The 21,045-nt window shown below is 44.7% G+C and carries 25 protein-coding genes and 1 riboswitch; of the genes, 13 read left to right on the top strand and 12 right to left on the bottom strand.

Features of this window, described 5'->3' with window-relative positions; translation table 11 throughout:
* Positions 1-8: 8 nt before the first annotated feature.
* The 6 genes from ibaG to mlaF all read right to left on the bottom strand — a co-directional run bounded on the left by ibaG (position 9) and on the right by mlaF (position 3,354).
* Positions 9-263: a BolA family iron metabolism protein IbaG gene (ibaG, locus tag AACT19_RS11085; RefSeq protein WP_004735316.1), complete on the bottom strand. Its 255-nt coding sequence runs from the start codon at positions 261-263 to the stop codon at positions 9-11.
* Positions 264-276: 13 nt separating this feature from the next.
* Positions 277-585, bottom strand: coding sequence for an STAS domain-containing protein (locus tag AACT19_RS11090; RefSeq protein WP_004735315.1), 309 nt, complete (start codon positions 583-585; stop codon positions 277-279).
* Positions 585-1,214 carry an MlaC/ttg2D family ABC transporter substrate-binding protein gene (locus AACT19_RS11095; RefSeq protein ID WP_125458498.1) on the bottom strand — a complete coding sequence of 210 codons (630 nt, stop codon included), beginning with the start codon at positions 1,212-1,214 and terminating at the stop codon, positions 585-587. The genes AACT19_RS11090 and AACT19_RS11095 overlap by 1 nt, the downstream gene beginning before the upstream one ends.
* A gap of 70 nt (positions 1,215-1,284) precedes the next feature.
* A complete protein-coding gene (gene mlaD / locus AACT19_RS11100; protein ID WP_017089961.1) occupies positions 1,285-1,776 on the bottom strand; it encodes an outer membrane lipid asymmetry maintenance protein MlaD in 492 nt (163 codons plus the stop codon).
* Positions 1,777-1,778: 2 nt separating this feature from the next.
* Complete coding sequence (mlaE, locus tag AACT19_RS11105) at positions 1,779-2,558, bottom strand: lipid asymmetry maintenance ABC transporter permease subunit MlaE (RefSeq protein WP_017089960.1); 780 nt, start codon at positions 2,556-2,558, stop codon at positions 1,779-1,781.
* A gap of 1 nt (position 2,559) precedes the next feature.
* Complete coding sequence (mlaF, locus tag AACT19_RS11110; protein ID WP_004735311.1) at positions 2,560-3,354, bottom strand: phospholipid ABC transporter ATP-binding protein MlaF; 795 nt, start codon at positions 3,352-3,354, stop codon at positions 2,560-2,562.
* Between the two features lie 264 nt (positions 3,355-3,618).
* Here mlaF and AACT19_RS11115 point away from each other — a divergent pair, with 264 nt between their 5' ends.
* From AACT19_RS11115 to mgtE, 12 genes are all read left to right on the top strand, one after another.
* A complete protein-coding gene (locus AACT19_RS11115; RefSeq protein ID WP_004735309.1) occupies positions 3,619-4,584 on the top strand; it encodes a calcium/sodium antiporter in 966 nt (321 codons plus the stop codon).
* Positions 4,585-4,618: 34 nt separating this feature from the next.
* On the top strand, positions 4,619-5,590 hold the full coding sequence (locus AACT19_RS11120; RefSeq protein WP_004735308.1) for a KpsF/GutQ family sugar-phosphate isomerase: 972 nt from the start codon (positions 4,619-4,621) through the stop codon (positions 5,588-5,590).
* On the top strand, positions 5,590-6,147 hold the full coding sequence (gene kdsC / locus AACT19_RS11125; RefSeq protein ID WP_004735307.1) for a 3-deoxy-manno-octulosonate-8-phosphatase KdsC: 558 nt from the start codon (positions 5,590-5,592) through the stop codon (positions 6,145-6,147). Before AACT19_RS11120 ends, kdsC begins: the two co-directional genes overlap by 1 nt.
* Positions 6,144-6,707 carry an LPS export ABC transporter periplasmic protein LptC gene (lptC, locus tag AACT19_RS11130; RefSeq protein WP_004735306.1) on the top strand — a complete coding sequence of 188 codons (564 nt, stop codon included), beginning with the start codon at positions 6,144-6,146 and terminating at the stop codon, positions 6,705-6,707. Before kdsC ends, lptC begins: the two co-directional genes overlap by 4 nt.
* Entirely contained in the window at positions 6,688-7,182 is a 495-nt protein-coding gene (lptA, locus tag AACT19_RS11135) for a lipopolysaccharide transport periplasmic protein LptA (RefSeq protein WP_076646300.1), read from the top strand. Before lptC ends, lptA begins: the two co-directional genes overlap by 20 nt.
* A gap of 2 nt (positions 7,183-7,184) precedes the next feature.
* Positions 7,185-7,910, top strand: a complete 726-nt coding sequence (gene lptB / locus AACT19_RS11140) for an LPS export ABC transporter ATP-binding protein (protein WP_004735304.1) — start codon at positions 7,185-7,187, stop codon at positions 7,908-7,910.
* Between the two features lie 54 nt (positions 7,911-7,964).
* Positions 7,965-9,425: an RNA polymerase factor sigma-54 gene (locus AACT19_RS11145; RefSeq protein WP_004735303.1), complete on the top strand. Its 1,461-nt coding sequence runs from the start codon at positions 7,965-7,967 to the stop codon at positions 9,423-9,425.
* Between the two features lie 72 nt (positions 9,426-9,497).
* A complete protein-coding gene (hpf, locus tag AACT19_RS11150; protein WP_004735302.1) occupies positions 9,498-9,785 on the top strand; it encodes a ribosome hibernation promoting factor in 288 nt (95 codons plus the stop codon).
* A gap of 1 nt (position 9,786) precedes the next feature.
* Positions 9,787-10,248, top strand: coding sequence for a PTS IIA-like nitrogen regulatory protein PtsN (gene ptsN / locus AACT19_RS11155; RefSeq protein WP_004735301.1), 462 nt, complete (start codon positions 9,787-9,789; stop codon positions 10,246-10,248).
* A 1-nt stretch (position 10,249) separates the two neighbouring features.
* Entirely contained in the window at positions 10,250-11,119 is an 870-nt protein-coding gene (rapZ, locus tag AACT19_RS11160; RefSeq protein WP_004735300.1) for an RNase adapter RapZ, read from the top strand.
* Positions 11,120-11,121: 2 nt separating this feature from the next.
* Positions 11,122-11,397, top strand: coding sequence for an HPr family phosphocarrier protein (locus tag AACT19_RS11165; protein ID WP_004735299.1), 276 nt, complete (start codon positions 11,122-11,124; stop codon positions 11,395-11,397).
* Between the two features lie 149 nt (positions 11,398-11,546).
* Entirely contained in the window at positions 11,547-12,902 is a 1,356-nt protein-coding gene (gene mgtE, locus AACT19_RS11170) for a magnesium transporter (protein WP_004735298.1), read from the top strand.
* Positions 12,903-13,050: 148 nt separating this feature from the next.
* Here mgtE and pmbA read toward each other — a convergent pair whose 3' ends face one another.
* Entirely contained in the window at positions 13,051-14,394 is a 1,344-nt protein-coding gene (gene pmbA, locus AACT19_RS11175; protein WP_017086694.1) for a metalloprotease PmbA, read from the bottom strand.
* A 118-nt stretch (positions 14,395-14,512) separates the two neighbouring features.
* On the opposite strand from pmbA, the gene yjgA reads away from it, so the two are divergent.
* Positions 14,513-15,037, top strand: coding sequence for a ribosome biogenesis factor YjgA (yjgA, locus tag AACT19_RS11180; protein WP_017083748.1), 525 nt, complete (start codon positions 14,513-14,515; stop codon positions 15,035-15,037).
* 107 nt (positions 15,038-15,144) lie between these two features.
* On the opposite strand, the gene thiQ is transcribed toward yjgA, so the two are convergent.
* The 5 genes from thiQ to mpl form a co-directional block, all read right to left on the bottom strand.
* A complete protein-coding gene (gene thiQ, locus AACT19_RS11185) occupies positions 15,145-15,849 on the bottom strand; it encodes a thiamine ABC transporter ATP-binding protein (protein ID WP_020477151.1) in 705 nt (234 codons plus the stop codon).
* Positions 15,849-17,462 (bottom strand): thiamine/thiamine pyrophosphate ABC transporter permease ThiP, encoded by a 1,614-nt coding sequence (thiP, locus tag AACT19_RS11190; RefSeq protein ID WP_017083750.1) that lies wholly within the window; start codon positions 17,460-17,462, stop codon positions 15,849-15,851. The genes thiQ and thiP overlap by 1 nt, the downstream gene beginning before the upstream one ends.
* A gap of 124 nt (positions 17,463-17,586) precedes the next feature.
* A complete protein-coding gene (gene thiB, locus AACT19_RS11195) occupies positions 17,587-18,579 on the bottom strand; it encodes a thiamine ABC transporter substrate binding subunit (RefSeq protein WP_017086692.1) in 993 nt (330 codons plus the stop codon).
* A gap of 53 nt (positions 18,580-18,632) precedes the next feature.
* A riboswitch (TPP riboswitch) is annotated at positions 18,633-18,752 on the bottom strand.
* Positions 18,753-18,795: 43 nt separating this feature from the next.
* The gene (locus AACT19_RS11200; RefSeq protein WP_017092972.1) at positions 18,796-19,419 is read right to left on the bottom strand and encodes a flavin prenyltransferase UbiX; all 624 of its coding nucleotides are present in this window, start codon (positions 19,417-19,419) and stop codon (positions 18,796-18,798) included.
* Positions 19,420-19,457: 38 nt separating this feature from the next.
* Complete coding sequence (gene mpl, locus AACT19_RS11205; protein ID WP_076646302.1) at positions 19,458-20,816, bottom strand: UDP-N-acetylmuramate:L-alanyl-gamma-D-glutamyl-meso-diaminopimelate ligase; 1,359 nt, start codon at positions 20,814-20,816, stop codon at positions 19,458-19,460.
* Positions 20,817-21,045: the final 229 nt, after the last annotated feature.

Raw genomic sequence — 21,045 nt, forward strand, 5'->3', positions numbered from 1 at the left:
CATAAACCTTAAAGTGACATCAGTTTCTTATCACGTTCCCACTCTTCTGGCGTGAAAGCCTTAATAGAAAGAGCATGGATGTCATTGCGTTGAATGTATTCCATTAGTGGGCCGTAGATTAGTTGCTGCTTCTTAACTCGATTCATGCCATCAAAACATGCATCAACCGCAACAACTTCGTAATGACTGCCTTCACCCTTCACGAAAATCTCCTGAAGGTTCAGTGCCGCTGCTAATAATTCTTGTACTTTTGTGCTGTCCACAAATAGCTCCTGCCTAATTTTTTATGTGTTCTGCCATCATTGGCTGGATATTGCTCAATTGGAACAACGTTCGTAATTGTTCTGGCACGAAACTGAGCATTATATGACAGTTTTGATTTTTTGCATGCTCTAATAAGTGAATTAGCATCACCATTCCTGCTGAATCGACTCGATTTATATGGCTAAGGTCAATTTCAACGCTCGATTCCGTCGTTTGCCACTTTTCCAATATACGCCAGATTGCAGGGACACTGTCTCGGTCTATATCACCGAGCAGCTGATACTCTTTAGAGCTTAGTGCTTGCCATTGAGAGTGGCTCATTATTTATTACTCTCAAAACGAATCGGTTGTGCTGCAAGTTTCTCTAATTCATCGGCAACTTGTAAGATGCCTTCTTGACGAATTTTAGTATTCCACTCTGATTGCTTGCTCGATAATAGGCTAATACCTTCAGCAACCATATCAAACGCCTTCCACTCGCCCGACTTCTTGTCTTTGCGTAACTTAAATTCAAGCTTAATGTTTGGTCGCGGCGTATCTATGATACTAACCTTAATACTGGTAATACGGCTATCTGCTTTGATTTTTGGCTCAGGACCAAATTCAATCGTCTGATCCGAGTACTGAGTCAGTACTTGAGCATAAGAAGATACAAGGTATTTACGGAACGCATCGATAAACACGCCTACGTCTTTTCTATCCGCACCTTTCAAGTTTGGACCTAGCAGTTTAAGAGCCGCATATTGAGCATTAACATAGGGCATCAACTCTTCTTCCACAATGACCTTCAATAACTCAGGATCTTGCTGGATATTCTCTTGCTCACTCTTCAAACGATCAAATGCCACTTCAGCAACTTGCGTCATCATCTGATAAGGCTGAGTGCGATCAATCGATTCTGAAGCAAAAACTTGAGCAGAAACAAGTGAAGCCATTGCTACCATAAACATTGATTTCAAGTAACCGATAGCTTTTAAATGACTAATATCTTTTAAATGACTAATAGTTTTCAACATCATCTTACTCCTTAGCTTCGCTGTCATCAGAGCCACCAACGCTATACAGCACTTGGCCAATCAAATCTTCTAGTACTAATGCTGACTTGGTGTCTTCAATAGAATCACCATCAACCAACATTTCTTCATCATCAAAAATGAAGCCAGGAACCAGACTGATGTACTGCTCACCGATTAAGCCAGACGTTAAGATTTGAGCACTAGAGGTATCTGGAAATTGTGAGTACTTCGCATCAATAGATAAATCAACGACAGGAAGGTAACTCTCGCTATCAAGCTCAATACTTTTAACTCGACCGACAACGACGCCACCCACCTTCACTGGAGAGCGAACTTTTAGGCTACCAATGTTGTCAAAAGTCGCTTTTAGATTGTAAGTATGGTTCGAACCTAAGCCTTTTACGTCAGCGACTTGAAAGATCATGATTAAGATTGCGCAAATTCCGACAATAACAAAGGTGCCGACCCATAATTCTAATTTTCGAGTTTGTTGCATGATTAATTCCCAAACATCAATGCGGTAAGAACAAAATCTAGCCCTAATACCGCTAGAGAAGAGTGCACTACAGTGCGTGTGGTTGCCTGACTAATACCTTCTGAGGTCGGTACCGCATCATAACCATTAAAAAGTGCGATCCAAGTTACTGTGATAGCAAAGACCATACATTTGATCGTGCTGTTACCAATATCTCGACCTAGCTCAACGGAAGACTGCATCGCAGACCAGAAACTGCCGTGGTCAATGCCCTTCCAATCAACACCAACTAACTGAGCCCCCCAAATCCCGACCGCCATAAAGATCATGGCGAGCAGTGGCATTGAGATAAGCCCGGCCCAAAGGCGTGGCGCAATAATGCGTTTGAGAGGATCGACGGCCATCATTTCAAGGCTAGAGATCTGTTCGGTTGCTTTCATTAAGCCGATCTCAGCCGTTAACGCTGAACCTGCGCGGCCTGCAAACAATAACGCAGTCACCACTGGGCCCAACTCACGTAACAATGAAAGCGCGACCATTTGACCAAGATTACCCTCAGCACCGTAGTCGATTAACACGACATAGCCTTGCAGGCTGAGCACCATGCCAATAAACAAACCCGAAACTAAAATGATAGCTAATGACTGAACACCAACGCTATAAAGTTGTTTAACGAATAAAGGGAAATTCTTTAGTCTCGGGATTCCAAGCAAAGCCCCAAATAGCATCAGGCTTGCTCGACCAAATGACTCACAGATCGCAAGTGTTCGCTTACCGACACCCGCAATAGCTTTAACAATCATATTAAAACAAATCCTCTTTTAAGCTCTTCGCAGGAAATCTAAACGGCACAGGGCCATCCGCGTCACCTTGCAAAAATTGCTGCACTCTCGGATCGCTGTTGTTGTACAACTCATCAGGCGCACCAGCAGCAATGATTTTTCCATCAGCCATCAGATAAACCCAATCGGCAATACTCATCACCTCAGGCACATCGTGAGAAACGACAATAGAGGTTAAGCCCAAAGCTTGATTGAGATTGCGGATCAGCTCAACCAAGACGCCCATAGTGATCGGGTCTTGGCCAACAAATGGTTCATCGTACATGATGAGTTCAGGATCCAGTGCGATCGCACGGGCCAACGCAGCACGTCTCGCCATCCCACCAGACAATTCACTCGGCATCAATTGCGCAGCACCTCGTAACCCTACTGCTTCAAGCTTAAGTAATACGATGGTACGAATGAATTTTTCGTTAAGTTCAGTATGCTCTCGCAGCGGAAACGCCACATTATCAAAGACATTAAGATCAGTAAAAAGTGCACCCGATTGGAAAAGCATGCTCATTTTCTTGCGGGCTTGATATAGCTTACGACGTGATAATGCAGGGATATTGTCGCCATCAAACCAAATTTCGCCCTCATCTGGCGGTAATTGTCCGCCAATCAAACGCAGCAAGGTCGTTTTACCGATCCCTGACGGGCCCATGATTGCGGTTATTTTGCCTTGAGGCACCTCTAAACTGATGTCATCAAAGATAACGCGCTCACCGCGTGAGAAGCTGAGGTTCTTAACTTTCACAAGCTCAGTGTTCAACATATTTTTGTTGTTTCCTTGCTTTAAAATACGCCAATTATGGCTGCAATAATAATGAGTCTACTTTAGAATTAAAAGCACTGTTCAATTAATTCATATTAAACAGAAATCTATGCAGGAATTTGAAAGCATTAGAAAATTATCTATTGAGCTCTCTTTCTTGCCTGCTAACTGGTAATTAATTTGCCGAGTGACTTCCCTTTTATCTAGCAACAAGTCAAAATTAGCGGTTAATTCTCCGTTTTTTATTAATTTTTAGGAATCATCATGCTTGAAGCGATTGCGTTTCTTATTATCGGTCTAGGTTTTTTGGTGTGGAGCGCAGATAAACTGGTTTATGGAGCCGCTGCTCTTGCTCGCAACTTTGGTATCTCACCATTAGTTATCGGTATGACGATTCTAGCAATGGGGTCTTCAGCTCCTGAAATGATGGTTTCAGCAACAGCTGCTCTTGATGGAAAAACAGATACAGCTGTAGGTAACGTTCTCGGTTCTAACATCGCCAACATCGCACTGATTTTGGGTATTACAGCGCTTATCAAACCGCTATCAATTAGCTCTGGTGTGATTCGCCGTGAACTACCATTGATGATTGGTGTGACTCTACTAGCGGGCGCTTTGCTGTGGGACAACCATTTAGGGTTCTACGAAGGCGTATTGTTGTTTGTTCTTTTTGCCGCATTCTTATTCGCGATGCTGCAAATCAGCCGCAGTGAGAAAAAGAACGGCGATGCCTTCCTTGAAGAACAAGAATCTGAAGTTCCTGAAGGCGTGAGCAACCCTAAAGCCGCAATGTGGGTGGTAGTTGGTCTGATAATTCTGCCTCTAGCTGCCAACATGTTGGTTGATAACGCGGTTGTTATCGCGAAGTTCTTTGGCATGAGCGACCTTGTGATTGGTTTAACCATTATTGCCGTTGGTACAAGTCTGCCTGAGCTAGCAGCATCACTTGCTGGCGTAATGAAGGGTGAAGATGATATGGCCGTGGGTAATATCATTGGCTCGAACGTATTCAACATCCTTGCTGTTATGGGTATCCCTGGCATCCTCAACCCTTCAGTCTTGAGCGAGTTTGCGATGGGGCGTGATTTCTGGGTAATGCTAGGTGTATCGCTACTTCTTGTTGTAATGGCACTAGGTAAATCACGTAGTGTGAATCGTATTGAAGGCGGTGTGTTAATAGTGACATTCGTGGCCTACCAAGCTTACCTACTTATGAACATGTCAGCTTAATTATTGATTTAACTTCCCGTACTTGGAGTATTTAATGTCTCAGTCATTCGATTATCGCAGTGTTGCAAAGCAAGTTTTGGAAACCGAAGTTGCAGGTCTTACTCAATTGGACCAATATTTTAATGATGACTTTTGCAATGCTTGCGACCTTATCCTGAACAACAAAGGCAAAGTGGTTGTGATGGGCATGGGAAAATCTGGCCACATTGGCAAAAAAATAGCAGCAACATTAGCAAGTACTGGGACATCCGCTTTCTTCGTACACCCAGGGGAGGCTGCGCACGGTGACTTAGGGATGATCGGGGCTGGCGATGTTGTGATAGCAATATCCAACTCTGGCGAATCAGGTGAAATCCTAAGCTTATTCCCGGTATTGAAGCGTTTGAACATCAAGATTATCAGCATGACAGGTAAGCCAGCATCAAACATGGCGACTTTGTCTGATATTCATTTACAAATATCAGTGCCAGAAGAAGCGTGCCCATTAGGGCTTGCACCAACAACCAGCACCACGGCAACCTTGGTGATGGGTGATGCATTAGCCGTCGCACTTTTACAAGCCAGAGGCTTTACTGCGCAAGATTTTGCTTTGTCCCACCCTGGCGGCGCTTTGGGTCGACAACTATTATTGAAGCTTGAAGATATCATGCATACGGGCGATGCACTCCCAGTGGTAGCACCGGAAGCATTGGTACGAGACGCTCTTTTGGAGATATCTCAAAAAGGCTTGGGGATGACGGCAGTCGTAGGTGAAGACGGTCTAATGGCCGGTATTTTTACTGATGGTGATTTGCGCCGTATCCTAGACAAGCGCATCGATATCCATGATACGCAGATCGGCGACGTGATGACGCTAAATCCGACGGTAGCAGAACCAAACATGCTCGCGGTTGAGGGTTTGAACTTGATGCAAGCTAAGAGCATCAATGGCCTAATGCTGTGCCATGAAGGCAAACTAGTCGGAGCGTTAAACATGCATGACTTACTGAAAGCAGGAGTAATGTAATGACACAGACAGTCGAAACTCTATACGGCACGGTAGATTCAGAAGTGTTTGCCGTAGCGAAAGAGATTAAATTGCTTATTTGCGATGTCGATGGCGTATTCTCAGATGGTCGCATCTACATGGGCAACAACGGTGAAGAACTGAAAACCTTCCACACTCGTGATGGCTATGGCATTAAGTCACTGATGAACGCCGGTATCGAAATCGCGATCATCACTGGCCGTAAATCTCAAATTGTTGAGAATCGAATGACCGCTCTCGGTATTAAGCTTATTTATCAAGGTCAGGATGATAAAGTTAAGGCATACCAAGATATTTGCGATAAGCTTTCTGTAAATCCTGAAAATACGGGCTACATCGGAGACGATCTGATCGACTGGCCTGTGATGGAAAAAGTTGGCTTGAAAGTATGTGTTGCAGATGGTCATCCACTACTTGCAAAGCGTGCAAATTACGTGACAACCATTAACGGTGGTCACGGTGCGGTACGTGAAGTTTGCGACCTTATTTTACAAGCAAGAAATGAACTCGACGTGCATAAAGGTTTAAGCATATGAGTTTTACTCGTATTATCTATTTAATACTAATATTTATTGCCTCTTGGTCGACCTATTACTTGTACGACAAAGAGCAAACATCAACGATACAAGTGGCTCCAAATTTGGAGCTGCCCGCGTTTAGTGGCAAAAGTCTAAACAACATTAGCTATGACGAAAGCGGTATTCGTAGCTATCAGGTTGAATCGACGTATTTAGAGCACTACTCAGTGGTTGGCGATACGCACTTTCAAAACCCGGTTCTTTCGGTATTCCGAGAAGGGCACACGATTGAATGGCAAGTCACCGCTGATCGCGCGATTATGGATGAGAATCAAGTTGTCACGTTTTATGACAACGTCGTCGCAAAGAACCTGTTGCCAGAAGCCAGCTTCGATACAATGACCACAGATAAAATGGTTGTTGAGCTGCCTAGCCGAGATTTTTATTCAGAGACTCCGGTCCATATGATCGGTACATTTTTTGAAACTGAGGGACAAGCAATGAAAGGTAACTTCGGTACCAACAATGCAACCCTCTTTAATTCTGTTCAAGGTAGATATGAAACTCTTACACCTTAGTTTATTCGCTTTGACCCTTGCGGCGCCTAATGTCTATGCCCTTTCTTCGGATAGCGAGCAACCTGTCTACATTGACTCAGACAGCCAGCAATTGGATATGAAAAGTAACCAAGTGACTTTCCTTGGTGATGTAAACCTTAAGCAAGGCAGCATCAATATCAATGCCGATAAGGTTATTGTTACCCGCAACGCCGTAAACGGTGAGATTGAAGAAATTCAAGGCTTCGGTAAGCCAGCGACCTTCTCTCAACTGACTGACGACGGGAAGACACTCTACGGTGAAGCTGATGACTTACATTACCAGCTTGTTGCCGACAAATTGATCATGACTAAGAATGCAATGCTATCTCAAGATGGCAGCATCATTCGTGGCTCTAGGATCACCTACCAGATCGGCTCTCAAAAATTAGTCGCCGACAGTGGTGAAAACAAACGAGTGTCAACGGTTTTACAACCAACGGAAGTGAATAAGTAACGATGGCTGTTCTTAAAGCAAAAAACCTAGCGAAAACCTACAGCAAGCGCAAAGTTGTTACCGATGTAAGCTTGCAGGTAGAGTCAGGCCAGATCGTTGGTCTGCTTGGCCCTAACGGTGCCGGTAAAACCACGTCTTTCTATATGATAGTTGGTCTGGTTGCGCGTGATGAAGGTACTATCAGCATTGACGACCGTGACATCAGTATCTTGCCAATGCACAGTCGTTCTCGTCTTGGTATCGGTTACCTACCGCAAGAAGCATCGATTTTCCGTAAATTGTCTGTTGAGAACAACATCATGGCCGTTTTACAAACCCGTGATGAGATGACTAACGAACAGCGCCAAGATAAGCTGGAAGACCTTCTAGAAGAGTTTCACATCCAACATATCCGCACCAGTAATGGTATGGCTCTGTCAGGTGGTGAGCGTCGTCGTGTGGAGATTGCTCGAGCTCTAGCAGCAAACCCGCAATTCATTCTGCTGGATGAACCGTTTGCCGGTGTTGACCCGATCTCAGTTATCGATATCAAGAAAATCATTGTTCACCTACGCGATCGCGGCTTGGGCGTTTTGATTACCGATCACAACGTTCGTGAAACATTAGATGTGTGTGAAAAAGCTTACATCGTAAGCCAAGGACACCTGATCGCTGAAGGTACTCCTGAAGATGTTCTCAATAACGAACAAGTTAAACAAGTTTATCTAGGCGAACAATTCCGTCTATGATTATATAGAGAGTATCGAGAGTTCTAAGAATAATAACTAGGTAAGTCACACTGAATGAAACCCTCATTACAACTTAAGCTAGGCCAACAGTTAGCAATGACTCCTCAATTGCAGCAAGCGATTCGTTTGTTGCAATTGTCTACTTTAGATTTGCAGCAAGAGATTCAAGAAGCACTTGAATCTAATCCACTACTCGATGTCGAAGAAGGCAATGAAGATACGCCTACATCGGAAGAGAAACCTAGCAGTGACGAGAAAGAAACAGTTGAAGCCACAGAGCAAGATTTACCTGATAGTTCAGACTTAATCGAAAAATCAGAAATTGGCAACGAACTAGAAATCGACACAACTTGGGAAGACGTCTACAGCGCAAACACAGGTAACACTGGTATTGCGATTGATGACGACATGCCTGTTTATCAAGGCGAAACGACTCAAAGCCTACACGATTACCTACTTTGGCAACTCGACCTAACACCATTCTCTGAAACTGACCGAAGCATTGCTTTCGCGCTGATTGATGCCATTGATGACTATGGCTACCTCACCGTATCTTGTGAAGATATCCTTGAAAACTTCGATAGCGAAGAAGTAGAGCTTGATGAGATTGAAGCCGTCCGCAAACGAGTTCAGCAGTTTGACCCGCTGGGTGTCGGTTCAGTAAACCTACAAGATTGCTTGTTACTGCAACTGGCAACCTTTCCCCAGGATACCCCTTGGCTTAACGAAGCTAAGTTAGTACTTACTAGCCACATCGACCAACTCGGTAACCGCGATTACAAATTAGTCATCAAAGAAACCAAGCTGAAAGAAGCGGAACTACGTGAGGTTCTGCAGCTGATTCAGCAACTGGATCCTCGACCTGGCAGTAAGATTACACCGGACGAAACTGAATATGTGGTTCCAGACGTAACGGTGTTCAAAGATCTTGGAAAGTGGTTAGTCACCATTAACCCTGATAGTGTCCCTAAGCTGAAAGTAAATCAGCAATATGCCGCTCTTGGTAGCAAGGGCAGCAGCGCAGACAACCAATTCATTCGCTCAAATTTGCAAGAAGCAAAATGGCTAATCAAAAGCTTAGAAAGCCGAAATGAGACGCTACTCAAAGTTGCGCGATGCATTGTTGAACATCAGCGTGATTTCTTCGAACATGGCGAAGAAGCGATGAAGCCAATGGTTCTGAATGATGTTGCGTTAGCCGTTGATATGCACGAATCCACGATCTCTCGTGTGACGACTCAAAAATTCATGCACACGCCACGTGGCATCTTCGAACTCAAATACTTTTTCTCAAGCCATGTCAGCACTGACAATGGCGGTGAATGTTCATCTACAGCAATTCGCGCACTGATTAAGAAGCTTGTCGCAGCGGAAAATACCGCGAAGCCTCTCAGTGATAGTAAAATTGCTGCTTTACTGGCTGACCAAGGAATTCAGGTAGCTAGACGTACCATAGCGAAATACCGTGAGTCTCTGGGCATTGCCCCATCGAGTCAGCGTAAACGCCTGTTATAGGCTAATTTAGTTAGCTATTTAGTTAACTATTAATTTAGTTATAACCGGGCAACCAACTGAAAAGGAAAGTCTATGCAAATCAATATTCAAGGCCATCACGTTGATCTTACCGATTCAATGCAAGACTATGTTCGCACTAAATTCGACAAACTTGAGCGCTTCTTTGATCATATCAATAGCGTTCAGGTTGTTTTAAAAGTTGAGAAAATCAATCAAATCGCGGAAGCTACCCTGCATATAAATCAGGGGGAAATCCATGCGACAGCAACTGATGAAAGCATGTATGCCGCGATTGATTCATTGGTTGATAAACTCGTCCGCCAACTCAACAAGCACAAAGAAAAGCTAAGTAGTCACTAACATGCAATTAAGCGAAGTACTTTCATTGGACTGCACCAAAAGTGCAGTCCAATGCACAAGCAAAAAAAGAGCCCTTGAGCTCATCAGTCAGATCGCTGCAGAAAGCTGTGGTCAAGATTCAACAGAACTGTTTGAGTGCATGTTGAGCCGTGAAAAAATGGGCAGTACTGGTATTGGTAATGGCATCGCTATTCCTCATGCTCGTATGAATGTCAGTGATAAAGCGATAGCTGTATTACTACAATGCCAAGACCCAATCGAATTTGATGCGATTGATAATCGTCCTGTCGACCTACTATTTGCTCTGCTTGTTCCTAGTGAACAATGTAAAGAACATCTAAAAACCCTTTCATGTATGGCAGAACGACTTAACGACAAGCAGACTCTTAAAAAGTTGCGTAATGCTCAAAGCGATCAAGAGCTTTACGACATCATGATCCAAGTGCCAACTTGCGAGCAATAACATGCGATTAATCGTTGTGAGTGGCCAATCTGGGGCCGGTAAAAGTGTTGCGTTACGAGTCCTTGAAGACTTGGGGTATTACTGTGTGGATAATCTTCCAGTAAACCTGCTAAGCGACTTCGTCGAATCGGTACGCGAGATCAATCAAAACGTCGCTGTTAGCATTGATATTCGCAATCTACCGAAAGAACCGCAGTTAGTTACAGAGACACTAGAACAACTAGAAGCCGCCACTGATATTGATGTGAACGTTTTGTTCCTAGACGCAAGTAAGCAAACGCTACTCAAACGCTACAGCGAAACACGCAGAATCCACCCTTTATCGATCGGTCAGGAAAAGTTATCTCTTGAGCAAGCGATTGATTTAGAAAAGACACTCCTAACACCTCTCGCAGAGCAAGCCAGCATTGTGATTGACAGCAGTGATTGCAACCTCTACGAATTGAGCGAAAAGGTTCGATTTAAAGTTGAAGGCAAAGAGAAGCAAGAGCTGATCATTGTCTTTCAATCTTTCGGTTTCAAATACGGCCTACCAAGTGATGCCGACTATGTGTTTGATGTTCGCTTTTTGCCGAATCCTCACTGGGAACCCGCACTACGACCATTAACGGGTCTTGATGCACCCATTCACTCTTTTCTTGAAAAACACTCAGAAGTTCTTGAACTCAAGCAGCAAATTCAAGGCTTTGTTGAGCAGTGGTTGCCAATGTTAGAGAAGAATAATCGCAGCTATCTAACGGTCGCGATTGGTTGTACTGGCGGTAAACACCGCTCGGTTTACCTAACTCAGAAAATTGGTGAATACTTCGAACAACTTGGCCATCAAGTTCAAATCAGACACGCCTCCCTAGAGAAGCACCAACAGGGCTAACCATGGAATTAACTCGAACTGTACTGATCCAAAATCGCTTGGGTCTTCACGCTAGAGCAGCCGTAAAATTGGTTGAGCTTGCACAAAGCTTTGATGCAACCATCACCATCCATAGTGAAGAAGATAAAACAGCAACAGCAGACAGTGTAATGGGGCTACTTATGCTGGAGTCGGCGCAAGGGCAACACATCACCATCCAAGCCGCAGGCACCGATTCACAGCAAGCGCTTGATGCCGTTTGTCACCTAATTGAAGACCGGTTTGATGAGGGCGAGTAGCAAAAAACGCTTCACTCACAACATCTAAAACTCAAACCACGCATCAACCAATATTAATTCTTAGTTCTACCTAAGTTAATGATTTAAATAAGCCCCAGAATTAAGTTACTATTCCAAGCATTGTTAGAATAATGAGATAGGAGGAAAATATGGCAGAGCAATTAGAATTCGACCAAGCTCACCAAACCCTCCAAGAAGTCAGCGAAGCCCTAGAAAACGGCCGATTTGTTCACGTACGCCGACAACTTCAGGATATGGAACCTGAGGATATTGCACACCTTTTAGAAGCCTCCCCTCGCAAAAGTCGTGACGTACTCTGGCAACTCACCGATCCTGAAGACTACGGTGAAATTCTTGATGAACTAAACGAAGACGTCAAAGATGCTCTTGTGTCGAAAATGGCACCAGAGACCTTGGCAGAAGCAACAGAAGGCATGGAAACCGATGACGTCGCGTACGTACTTCGAAGCCTACCTGACGATGTTTCTCGAGAAGTCCTTTCCCAAATGGACTCCGTTGATCGTGCATTAGTAGAAACCGCCCTTTCGTACCCTGAAGATTCAGCGGGTGCGTTAATGAACACCGACGTAATCACGATCCGTGGTGATGTCGATGTTGAGGTCGTACTGCGTTATTTACGTATGCGTGGTGAATTACCTGACGCTACCGATGCATTATATGTTATCGATGACGACGAACGCCTCATTGGTAACCTATCGCTCAGCACACTGATTACGACTCAGCCTGATGTGTCTGTTTCAGAAGTGATGGAAGATGCAGACGAAGCGATCGCAGTCGAAACTAGCGCCTCTGATATCGCTAGCCTATTCGAACGTCGTAATTGGGTGTCTGCTCCTGTTGTCGATGTAAATCAACACCTTGTCGGTCGTATCACGATCGATGATGTGGTTGATGTTATCCGTGAAGATGCCGAACACTCAATGATGAGTATGGCGGGTATGGACGATGACGAAGATACCTTCGCACCGGTCGTCAAATCTGCTCGTCGTCGTAGTGTATGGCTAGGCGCAAACGTTTTGGCAGCACTCGCGGCAGCGTCTGTGTCGAATATGTTTGAGGCCACACTGAATGAGATGGCCGCGATTGCTGTTTTGATGACTATCGTACCGTCCATGGGTGGGGTTGCAGGTAACCAAACCGTCGCTCTAGTGATTCGTGGTTTAGCGCTTGGTCACATTGGTGACAGTAACAAACGCGAACTGCTACTCAAAGAAGCCTCTATCGGCTTCCTTAACGGCATTCTATGGGCCGTTATCATTGGCGGCATAGTGGTTGCTTGGAAAGGCAATTGGATCTTGGGAGGCATCATCTCAGCAGCGATGATGACAAACTTGATTGTCGCGGGTATCGCCGGTGTAACCATTCCTGTGATGCTGAAGAAGATGAATATCGACCCTGCCCTTGCAGGCGGTATGGCTCTGACCACAGTAACCGATGTGATTGGCCTATCGGTATTCTTAGGCCTAGCCACCATTCTTATCTAACTCATGCTTATCTAGTGTGAATAAACAGATAGCCTATTCTAAGATGGGATGCTGAATACAAAAAGGGAGCCAGAGGCTCCCTTTTTAATAGGTCAGATTTACGCTTCAGGTTTAAGTCTCATGTTTAAACTACAACAAATTAAGTAAATTACTCACCCGCGACTTTCATCGATTCAAGCAAGATAGAACCGGTTTGAATTTGTGAACGAGTTTCAACGTCGTTACCTACCGCTACAATCTGAGTGAACATATCTTTTAGATTGCCTGCGATCGTCACTTCCGATACTGGGTATTGGATCTCTCCGTTCTCAACCCAGAAACCTGCAGCACCACGAGAATAATCACCTGTCACGGTATTAACGCCTTGACCCATCACTTCAGTCACAAGGAAGCCTGTGCCTAACTCTTTTAGCATCTGCTCAAAGTTTTGACCGGTCGATTTAACGAACCAGTTATGAATACCACCCGCATGACCTGTTGGCGTCATATCCATTTTACGTGCGGCGTAGCTCGTTAGCAGGTAAGTTGCTAACACACCGTCGGTGATGATTTCACGATCTTGAGTGAACACACCTTCGCTATCGAATGGGCTTGAAGCCAAACCACGTAAGATATGCGGACGCTCAGAGATATTGAACCAATCTGGCAAGATTTTCTGACCTAGATGATCCAGTAAGAACGAAGACTTACGGTAAAGATTACCACCGCTAATTGCCATCACAAGGTGGCCAATTAGACCTGTAGCGACATCGTTCGCGAACATAATTGGATATTGGCCTGTTGGTAGCTTTTTAGCATCCAAACGGCTGATGGTTTTTTCTGCCGCTTCTTGACCAACACGCTCAGGCGCCCATAGCTCATCACGATGACGTGCAACGGTATAGCTGTAGTCACGTTCCATTTCACCATTAGCGCCTTGTCCAATCACACAGCAGCTCGTGCTATGGCGACTTGAGGCGTAGCTTGCTAGTAAGCCATGGCTGTTACCATAAACCTTAACACCATAGTGACTGTCGTAGCTTGCACCATCACTTTGCTTGATCTTGTCGCTATAAGCTAGCGCTTGCTTCTCAGCAGCAATCGCAATCTCAGCGGCATAGTCAGGGTTTGGTTCATCAGGGTGGAAAAGATCCAAATCTGGAATTTCTTTTACCATGTATTCTTTTGCGGCAGGACCTGCAAATGGGTCTTCAGAAGTGTACTGAGCGATATCAAGCGCAGCCGCTACTGTTTGAGCAATTGCCTTTTCACTCAGATCAGATGTAGATGCGCTGCCTTTTTTCTGGCCGCGGTAAACAGTAATACCTAGAGCACCATCACTATTAAATTCAACGTTTTCCACTTCACACATACGTGTTGAAACACTTAAACCCGTTGACTTAGTAATAGCGACCTCAGCTGCGTCTGCACTCACTGATGCCATATCCAACGCTTTAGCTACTGCGGCTTCTAGCTCAACTCTTTGCTGGGCGACTTGCTGTTTTACATCCATATCTATTCTAATTTTTTAGGTCAATATTACGTAGGATAACAAGAATTTCGCTTTCTCCCCAAGATTCTTGCTAAAATAGGCAATATATTCGTTTGAGATAGTGACATAGGCAGAAAAGATGGCTCGCAAAAACCAAAAAGCCCCATGGGAACCAGAAGAAGAAATCATCTGGGTAAGTAAGACAGAAATGAAAACGGACATGGATGCCCTGCAAAAGCTGGGAGAAGAGCTTGTTGAACTAAAGCCTTCTATTCTTGATAAGTTCCCTTTGTCTGAAGACCTGGCACAAGCGATTAAAGATGCACAACGCTTTAAAAATGAAGCAAAGCGCCGTCAGCTTCAATACATTGGTAAAGTAATGCGCAATGTAGATCCAGAGCCAATTCAAGCGGCTTTAGATAAAATTCGCAACAAACACTCTCAAGCAACAGTTGAACTGCACAAACTAGAACAACTGCGTGACCGCGTTGTTGCAGAAGGCGATGCTGCCATTTCTGACGTTATGGAAATGTACCCTGAAGCAGACCGTCAACGTCTTCGTCAGCTAGCTCGCCAAGCTAACAAAGAGAAATCAGCGAACAAACCAGCGAAGTCTTCTCGCGAGATCTTCCAAATCTTAAAAGAGCTAAAGCAAGGCGACTAATCTTCGTCTCCCTTTACTCAGAAAGATAATAAAAGACCTAGCACATGCTAGGTCTTTTTTTTTCGACTTACTCAATATCAAAAGCCATCAAGACCAATACTCAGTCGTCATTCACCCGCTTTAACAAACGAGCTTAATTCTTGCTGTGGATGAGTAGCTGTCAGTACCTCTATAGAGTCTTCAACCAACACCTTACCTAGCGCCACAAAAATAAACTTATTCGCGATACTGCGTGCATCACCTAAATGGTGAGTCACCATCAATACCGTAATATTTCGTTCTGCCGCTAATCGCTTCACTAAGCTAAGCATCTCCTCGCGCAGCAAAGGATCAAGCGCAGAGAAAGGTTCATCAAGCAACCAGATATCATGAGGCTGAACAAAACAGCGGGCTAACGCGACACGCTGGCGCTGGCCACCCGATAAATGCTCAGGCAATCTATCTAAATACTCTGCAACACCTACTTGTGCGGCTGCTTGCTCAACTTTGAGCTTTTGGGTTGCGGTAAGCTTTAATCCTGGATGCAGCCCTAAACCAATATTTTCACGTACGGTGAGATGGGCAAACAAATTATGCTCTTGGAACAACATCGCCAATGGACGTTGGTGCGCTTCTTTACCAATAAGCGATTGTCCTGCCACTGAGATCTCACCCGATGTAGGCTCTATGAATCCCGCGACTAGCGCCAACAACGTTGATTTACCAGCGCCACTCGGTCCCATCAACGCGACAATGTCGCCCTGCTCAGCTTGAAAATCAAAGCGAAACAACTCTCGGTGATAGTGGTAGTCCACCTCTTTCATCACTAACATCATCGGTTCCTTAACTCTTTAGCATTGGGCTTTGAACTTCGAGTAAATAAAAATTCTATTAAGCTAAAACTGCCCACACTCAGCAGCAGTAAACTCACAGAAACCACCGCGGCAGCTTCCATTTGATAGCTGCCTAACAATTGGAATAGATACAAAGGCAGCGTTCTAAAATCTTGGCTACCAAACAAGGCAATGGCACTCAAGTCCCCCATCGCCAGCATAAAGCTAATAGAAAAGGCTTGCGCCATTGGTTTACGTAGTGCGCGCCACTCCACCAGCCTAAAACGAGTGAAACCTGTCATTCCCAAGCTTGCACACACGTATTGATACTGTTGAGATAAATGCAACATAGGTTGGGCTAAGGTTTTAATCACATAAGGCAGTGCCATTAAGCTATTCACGGCAATCACAATAAAGAAAGCTAAGCTAAATACATCGGTAAATGAACGCAGTAATAAGAAGAGTCCCGTACTGATCACTAACCCTGGTGTCACTAAGATAATGGTACCAATCAGCTCGATTTTATCGGCTCTAAAGTTCTTATTCTGCAAACGCCATGCACGACTGGTCAGCAGTATCGCAATACCAATACCGACAGCAATAACACTTGCTAAGGACGCAACTTTAACTGAGGTCATTAACGCAGCCCAAAACGGTTCGCTGCTGAGCACAATCAGTGCTTGTGAGTTAATACCACTGACGATAACCATGGCTAATGGCGGCAATACCAGCATTGAGACTACTATGATCCAAAAGCTATCCCAAGCTTTTGACCACCAGCAGTCCTTAACCAAATATTTCTCTTCCGACAACTGACTGGCCGTCACTGAAATAGGTTTCGATAGGCGCTGAATACTCACGGCGAGCACACCACACAGCAGCATTTGCCATATCGCGAGCAAGGCACCAGCCTGTAAGTCAAAGTCAAATTTAATCGCTTGATAAATAGCGAGTTCGATAGTGGTCGATTTCGGACCTCCACCTAGCGCCATCACGGTAGCAAAGCTAGTAAAGCACAACATGAAGACTAAGCCACACACATGAGGCAGTTGTTGTCTCAATCGTGGCCATTCGACCCATTTAAATTTATTCCAATGACTCATACCCAAATGAGCACACAGCTTATGTTGCTCGGCAGGCACGGTATCTAAGGCTTGTAAAAGTAAACGACTGGCATAAGGCAGATTAAAGAAAACGTGTGCCAGCAAAATGCCATTCAATCCATAGATGGAGAATGGCAGTTCAATATCGAAGTTCGCCAGAAATTTAGCTAACCAACCACTGTTGCCATAAATTGCAAGCAAACCAAACACACCGACTAACACAGGTAGAACCAAGGTCGACGCGAACAGCCTTAACAACAGAGCTCGCCCAAAAAATTGCCTGCGACACAAAGCATGAGCAATAGGTATAGCAAAGCCAACACTCAGCACAGTTGAAAGTGTCGCTTGATAAAAACTGAATTTCGTTACATGCCAATAGTAAGGATCGGACCATACTTGGCTGATATCAAGAGAAGGGGCATTGCTAAGCAATGCCCCAACTGCTGAAACCACAAAGGCGGTAATGAGTATCGCAACCCAGATCCCGACCTTAGGTGTTTTCTTTATCATAAATTGATTTTTTACCGTAAGTGGTTCACTCAGTTAATATCGAACGAACCTTTAAATACAGAAAGTTAGAAAGCTGAATTTTAGGAAACTCATCTTTAGAAAGTTAAGCTAGAAAGCTAATCTTTTAAAAAGTAAGTGCACTCTGCCATTCACGAATCCATGGCTTACGCTTAGCAGCGATTTCTTCAGGCGTAAAACTCAGAGCTTTCTGCGGTACTGTTAACTGCTCAAACCCTTTTGGTAGCTCGATATCCGTCACTGGGTACATCCAGTTGCCCGTTGGCATCGCCGATTGGAATTCATCACTTAAGATAAACGCCATAAACTCATCGGCAAGCTTTTCATTTTTGCTGCCTTTAACTTTAGCGGCTACTTCCACTTGAGTGTAATGACCTTCTTCGAAGCTTGCAGCTGCGTACTTAGAATCACTTTCTGCAATGATGTGGTAAGCAGGAGATGTTGTGTAAGACAAGACTAAGTCCGACTCACCCTTTAAGAACATAGAGTAAGCTTCAGACCAACCTTTAGTCACAGTAACCGTTTTCTGAGCGAGCTTCTTCCAAGCTGCTGTCGCTTCATCACCGTATACTGACTTCATCCATAGCATCATGCCTTGGCCTGGTGTTGATGTACGTGGGTCTTGGTAGATAACCTTGAGATCATCACGCTGCTCAACCAGTTCTTTTAAGCTCTTAGGCGGGTTTGCCAACTTCTCTTTGTTGTAAACAAAAGCAAAGTAGCCAAAGTCATAGGGTACAAAAGTACTGTCGTTCCAACCATTCGGAAGTGTCACTGAAGACGTATCAACATTGTGCTCAGCCAATAAGCCCGTCGCTTTCGCTTCAGCCATCAGATTGTTATCTAGGCCTAACACGATATCAGCTTTGCTATTGCCACCTTCAAGACGTAAGCGGTTCAGAATAGACACGCCATCTTCTAGCGCGACAAAGTTCACATCGCAGCCACACTTTTCTTCAAATGCTTTTTCAACGGCAGGACGAGGTCCCCAATCCGCAGCAAAAGAGTCATAGGTATAAACCGTTAGGGTATTGTCTGCAGCAAAGGCAGAAAAAGAGATGGCTGTAGTAACAGCAAGAGTTGTTAATGTAAATTTCACTGGACGCTCTCCATGGTCTGAGCGGCACAGGTTTGAGGGAGGAGAACGGTAGAAGTTGTTCCTAACTCAATTCCTACGCCAGCATTATCTGGTTCAGGTTTACGGGTCCCAAGCACTTGCTTGATCTCAGCTCGCATTCATTATTTGAATGGTTCGCTCCCCGATGAGTGTTCAGAATTGTAATTCGAATTTTAACAATAAGCTATCAAGTTTGGATCAATTACGTTGATCGTAACCCCAACGTGGCACTAAACCTTGCTCGATGCCAAGATGATCCAAAATGCGCGCCACCATAAAATCGACCAGATCGTCAATCGACTTAGGTTGATGATAAAAACCCGGAGCGGCAGGCATGATCGTCACGCCCATAGTCGATAGCTTATGCATGTTCTCTAAGTGCAGCGTCGAGAATGGCGTCTCACGAACCACCAACAACAGTTGGCCTCGTTCTTTCATGACCACATCTGCAGCACGCTCAATCAGGTTATCCGATAAACCATGAGCAATTGAAGCCAAGCTTCCCGCTGAACATGGGCAAACGACCATCTGCTTCGGCGCTGCAGAACCAGAGGCAACCGGTGAGAACCAATCATCTTTACCACACACCACCAGCTTTTCTGGGTCGCAGCCTAAATGCTTAACCAAAGCTTGTTTCGCGGCATCTGGTCCAGCAGGTAACTTAAGTTCATGCTCGGTCGCCAACACCACTCGCGCAGCCGACGATATCAGTAAATAGACCTGATAATCCGCCGCCAAAAGGCATTCAAGTAAACGCAGGCCATAAGGCGCACCAGATGCGCCAGTGAAAGCGAGGGTTATAGCTTTATCGTGTTTTGTCATGTTCTCAATTACTTCAAAATATAAGGTCGTGGATGCCGTTAGCCTTTGAGTGCCAACGCATCCAACAATTTCTGGTGAATACCACCAAAGCCACCATTACTCATTACTAAGATTTGGTCGCCCGCTTGTGCCTCAGAGACAATTCTAGCAACGAATGCATCCATGTCATCACTTACATGTGCGGGTTGATGGCACGCATCGGCAACATCTTGTACAGACCAATCAATGTTATCCGGTTGGAATAAGTAGGTAGAATCCGCCTGTTTGAGCGAATCAGCCAAGGTTTCTTTATGCACACCACGCTTCATGGTGGCAGAACGAGGCTCTAAAACAGCAATGATTTTTTTCGTATCGACCTTATTACGTAAGCCACCCAGAGTAAGTTCAATCGCTGTAGGATGATGAGCAAAATCGTCATAGACAGAAACACCTGCCACTTCGCCTTTAAACTCTAAGCGACGCTTGGTATTAATGAAAGTCGCCAGTGATTCACATCCTAAGTCGGGTGTCACACCAACATGTCTTGCCGCCGCAATCGCCATCAAGGCATTACTTACGTTATGATCGCCAACCAAATCCCAGTCTACGGTTCCAACACATTCGTCTTGGAAATAGACCTCAAATTTGGAGCCATCTTTAACCAGTTTCTTAGCATCCCAATCGCCAAGTTCGCCGCTCGATTCAGTCTCACTCCAACACCCACGAGATAGAACATCTTCAATAGCCGTATCTTGCTTCGGTGAGAAAATACGACCATTACTTGGCACAGTGCGAACCAAATGATGGAACTGTCGCTTGATCGCTTCAAGATCGTCAAAGATATCCGCATGATCGAACTCAAGATTATTCATCACCAAGGTTCTTGGGTGGTAATGAACGAACTTAGATCGTTTATCGAAAAAAGCACTGTCATATTCGTCGGCTTCAACCACGAAGAACATGCTTTCACCAAGGCGAGCAGATATACCAAAGTTACCCAACACACCGCCAACTAAAAAGCCCGGTGCATAGCCGCAGTCTTCAAGGATCCAAGCCAGCATGCTCGATGTTGTTGTCTTGCCATGCGTTCCCGATACCGCCAGAACCCAACGGTCATGCAGTAGAAATTCTTGCAACCATTGCGGGCCTGATGTGTATCTAAGATTGTTATCCAACACATACTCAACACACGGGTTACCACGACTCATGGCATTACCGATAACCACGAGATCAGGCCTTGGCTCTAATTGACTAGGATCGAACCCTTCAATAATTTCAATCTCTTGCGATTCCAACAAAGTGCTCATTGGAGGGTAAACATTCGCGTCACTACCCGTAACCTTGTGACCTAATTGACGAGCCAATACCGCGGCACCACCCATGAAGGTGCCACAAATTCCTAAGATGTGAATATGCATATATTGCTTCCAAACGCTTGGCTAAATGAGCCATGTCTAAATCAAACTACTTGCACTCATTATCATTAAATGGCGATTAAAAGCGAGCAGCAATGCAAAACAAATTTAGTCGACATAGTAAGTGAGATCTGTGTCGCTTAGTTCATTACCATTAAAAAGATCTAACCTTTAGAATTTAGGTAAGCGTCTAGATGAATAAAGCCCACTCAAGAGGCCTAATCTACAGTGC

The organism is Vibrio sp. 10N.222.47.A9 (genome assembly GCF_963872585.1).
Classification (GTDB): Bacteria; Pseudomonadota; Gammaproteobacteria; order Enterobacterales; family Vibrionaceae; genus Vibrio; species Vibrio splendidus.

Coding starts and splice junctions, on each gene's coding strand:
- AACT19_RS11090 (WP_004735315.1), bottom strand. CDS start 585: ATGAGCCACTCTCAATGGCAAGCACTAAGCTCTAAAGAGTATCAGCTG.
- AACT19_RS11095 (WP_125458498.1), bottom strand. CDS start 1,214: ATGTTTATGGTAGCAATGGCTTCACTTGTTTCTGCTCAAGTTTTTGCT.
- mlaD (WP_017089961.1), bottom strand. CDS start 1,776: ATGCAACAAACTCGAAAATTAGAATTATGGGTCGGCACCTTTGTTATT.
- mlaE (WP_017089960.1), bottom strand. CDS start 2,558: ATGATTGTTAAAGCTATTGCGGGTGTCGGTAAGCGAACACTTGCGATC.
- mlaF (WP_004735311.1), bottom strand. CDS start 3,354: ATGTTGAACACTGAGCTTGTGAAAGTTAAGAACCTCAGCTTCTCACGC.
- AACT19_RS11115 (WP_004735309.1), top strand. CDS start 3,619: ATGCTTGAAGCGATTGCGTTTCTTATTATCGGTCTAGGTTTTTTGGTG.
- AACT19_RS11120 (WP_004735308.1), top strand. CDS start 4,619: ATGTCTCAGTCATTCGATTATCGCAGTGTTGCAAAGCAAGTTTTGGAA.
- kdsC (WP_004735307.1), top strand. CDS start 5,590: ATGACACAGACAGTCGAAACTCTATACGGCACGGTAGATTCAGAAGTG.
- lptC (WP_004735306.1), top strand. CDS start 6,144: ATGAGTTTTACTCGTATTATCTATTTAATACTAATATTTATTGCCTCT.
- lptA (WP_076646300.1), top strand. CDS start 6,688: ATGAAACTCTTACACCTTAGTTTATTCGCTTTGACCCTTGCGGCGCCT.
- lptB (WP_004735304.1), top strand. CDS start 7,185: ATGGCTGTTCTTAAAGCAAAAAACCTAGCGAAAACCTACAGCAAGCGC.
- AACT19_RS11145 (WP_004735303.1), top strand. CDS start 7,965: ATGAAACCCTCATTACAACTTAAGCTAGGCCAACAGTTAGCAATGACT.
- hpf (WP_004735302.1), top strand. CDS start 9,498: ATGCAAATCAATATTCAAGGCCATCACGTTGATCTTACCGATTCAATG.
- ptsN (WP_004735301.1), top strand. CDS start 9,787: ATGCAATTAAGCGAAGTACTTTCATTGGACTGCACCAAAAGTGCAGTC.
- rapZ (WP_004735300.1), top strand. CDS start 10,250: ATGCGATTAATCGTTGTGAGTGGCCAATCTGGGGCCGGTAAAAGTGTT.
- AACT19_RS11165 (WP_004735299.1), top strand. CDS start 11,122: ATGGAATTAACTCGAACTGTACTGATCCAAAATCGCTTGGGTCTTCAC.
- mgtE (WP_004735298.1), top strand. CDS start 11,547: ATGGCAGAGCAATTAGAATTCGACCAAGCTCACCAAACCCTCCAAGAA.
- pmbA (WP_017086694.1), bottom strand. CDS start 14,394: ATGGATGTAAAACAGCAAGTCGCCCAGCAAAGAGTTGAGCTAGAAGCC.
- yjgA (WP_017083748.1), top strand. CDS start 14,513: ATGGCTCGCAAAAACCAAAAAGCCCCATGGGAACCAGAAGAAGAAATC.
- thiQ (WP_020477151.1), bottom strand. CDS start 15,849: ATGTTAGTGATGAAAGAGGTGGACTACCACTATCACCGAGAGTTGTTT.
- thiP (WP_017083750.1), bottom strand. CDS start 17,462: ATGATAAAGAAAACACCTAAGGTCGGGATCTGGGTTGCGATACTCATT.
- AACT19_RS11200 (WP_017092972.1), bottom strand. CDS start 19,419: ATGACAAAACACGATAAAGCTATAACCCTCGCTTTCACTGGCGCATCT.
- mpl (WP_076646302.1), bottom strand. CDS start 20,816: ATGCATATTCACATCTTAGGAATTTGTGGCACCTTCATGGGTGGTGCC.